Origin of the sequence: Gemmatimonas sp., from assembly GCF_044345575.1 — a bacterium.
Taxonomy (GTDB): Bacteria; Gemmatimonadota; Gemmatimonadetes; order Gemmatimonadales; family Gemmatimonadaceae; genus Gemmatimonas.
In genome coordinates this window covers 1-2541 of record NZ_JBIJAW010000434.1, presented here as the reverse complement: position 1 = coordinate 2541, position 2541 = coordinate 1, and the positions used below count along the sequence as shown (strand labels likewise).

At 66.8% G+C, this 2541-nt stretch carries 2 protein-coding genes; one reads left to right on the top strand and one right to left on the bottom strand.

The window, feature by feature from the left end:
- Positions 1 to 188 (top strand): M20/M25/M40 family metallo-hydrolase (locus ACIQ6O_RS16300; protein WP_396208826.1); only part of this gene is annotated, 188 nt, incomplete at its 5' end.
- Positions 189 to 192: 4 nt separating this feature from the next.
- Here the strand turns inward: ACIQ6O_RS16300 and ACIQ6O_RS16295 are convergent.
- Positions 193 to 2157, bottom strand: coding sequence for a methyl-accepting chemotaxis protein (locus tag ACIQ6O_RS16295; protein ID WP_396208825.1), 1965 nt, complete (start codon positions 2155 to 2157; stop codon positions 193 to 195).
- Positions 2158 to 2541 lie beyond the last annotated feature (384 nt).

Here is a 2541-nt window from a genome sequence, read left to right as displayed (position 1 = left end):
AAGGCGGCAGTATCCCGGTCGTTGGCGACTTCGAACGCATTCTCGGCGCCCCCGTACTGCTCATGGGATTCGGTCTGCCCGGCGAGAACGCGCACGCCCCCGACGAGTGGATCAGCGACGAGAACTATCGACTCGGAATTCGCGCGGCTGCCGTACTGTACGAGGAGTACGGCAACCGCAGCAGGTAGATCACTAGAACGACGCCAGCAGGTCGTCGGACGAATCGTCGTCGAACGGAATCAGTGCGGCGGCATTCTCCGCAAAGATGTCCTGCGAAGTGGCAGCCGCGACCTTGACCGGTCGTGCGGGCTTCGGCTTCGGTATGCTAGGGCGCACCTTGGTCACCGACGCCGGCGTGGCTGGTGCGACCCGCGCGACCGGAATGGCTGCACGGCTCTGACGGCGCGATGCCGATGTGACGGGCGCGGTCGCCGGCGCACGGCGGGCACCATGCCCCACGTCGAACTGCGCGGCGAGCTCCTGCATTTCGGCCGCTTGCGCCGAGAGTTCCGCGGCGGCGCTCGCCGATTCTTCGGCGTTCGCTGCCGTCCGCTGCGTGAGGCCGCTGATCTGCGACATGGCCGACGTCACCTCCGCGAGCTCCTTCTCCTGCTCCTGTGCGCCCTCGGCGATGTTGGTCATGATCGCCGCGGCGCGCTGCACACCCGTCCGGATCTCCTCGAGACGACGCTTCACGTCTTCGTTGAGCTGCACGCCGGTCTCCGCCTTCGCCACCGATTCCTCGATGAGTGTTGCCGTGTTGCGTGAGGCTTCCGACGCCCGGATCGCAAGCGAACGTACCTCGTCGGCCACCACGGCGAACCCCTTGCCCGCATCGCCGGCACGGGCCGCTTCGACGGCCGCGTTGAGCGCGAGCAGATTCGTCTGGAAAGCGATCTCGTCGATCGTCTTCACGATTTTCGCCGTGGCATCGGCTGAGCGCTTGATTTCGGCCACCGCGTCGGCGAGGGCCGTCATGCGCTCCACGCCCTGCTCGGTGGTCTGAGTCGCTTTCTCCATCGCGGCACGGGCTTCCGCCGCGTCGGCCGCATTCGCCTTCGTACGCTCGTCTACGACACCGATGCGGTTCGACACCTGGTCGATGGCGCCTGCCTGGTCGGCCGCACCGCTCGCCAATTCCTGGCTGCCATCGCCGATTTCGCGCGCGGCCGAGTTCACCTGACTGATCGCCGTGCTGAGCGACGCGAAGACTTCCGCAATATTCTCAAGTGCCGCATTGAGCGACTCCTTGATGGCGGCGTGTTCCCCCACGTAGTTGCCCTGCACACGCGCGCTGAGGTCTTTCGCCGCCACGCGGGCGAGGACGTCCTTGGCTTCGGTGATCGGCTCGATCACCGCGTCGAGCATGCCGTTGGTGCCGGTGATCAGCTCGGCGTAGGCTCCCTGGTATTCACCCGCGTTCGCCCGCTTGGCGAGGTTGCCGTGACGTGCGGCCTCGATCACGGACGCGATTTCTCCGGTTACCCCCCGCAGCGTCCCGGTGGCACCGTTGATACTGCGCGCGAGAGCGTCGTGCGGGCTGCGCACGGACACCGTGGTGCTGAGGTCACCCTGAGCCAGACGGTCGGCCGCGTGAGCCACGCCGCCAACGTAGTCGATGATCCCGCGGAAGGCTTCGGCGAGCTCGCCGATCTCGTCCTTCGACCGGAGATCCACGCGCACGTCGATCTTGCCCTGCGCAAGATCACGGCCCGTGCTCGACAGCGCGCGCATCGCGCTGATGATGCTGCCCAAGGTGCCCCAAGCCAGCCCCACCAGCGCGGCGAGCGACAAGACGAGCACGCCCGTGGTTACGAGCTGCGTCGTACGCTGAAGGCGGTCGGCCTCGGCAAACGCACCTGCGATGTTCGCGACGGCAGCGGAATCGGCGGTGGCGCTGCTTGCGAGCGAATCGTTCACCGCGGACAGCTGCCGGGCCAGCGTGTCGGCGGCCCGGACGCCGGCCGTGTCCCCAGCCGCCACGGCGTCGCGCAGCACGCGCTGGTAACGGTCGAGTAGCACCGCCTGTCGGCGACTGATGTCCAGCGTGGGGGAGGAGCCGGTGCGACTGACTGTCAATTCATGCTGTGCGCGGCGACCCAGCACGATGGTAGTGCCGAGCGTGGCGAGGAAACCAATGGCAGCAACAGCGGGCAAGGCCAAAATCTTGGCCCGCAAAGACAGGGTACGGAACATGGACAAGTGACGAGAGACGGCATGCATCGCGCAGCGACGTCGTCGCCTTCCTGCGCACACAGGTGTGGTATCGGGGGATCCTCGATACTTCTTTAGGAAAGCGCGTCGCTCCGTCGTCACAGTGGTGGCACGATCGTCACGCGGCCCGGCGGCTACGCAAGAACGGCCCCGGGAGCAGGTCCCGGAGCCGTTCTTGTCTGTGACGGATTCAGTCGACAGCGCGTGAGGCGCTCCCGACGGCGATCAGAGCCCGTCGAGCAGCGAATCGTTGTTCGACGTGGCCGCGATGCGCTTGATGAGCCACTCCATGCCCGCCTGCGGTGGCAGCTGCGCCAATCCACGCCG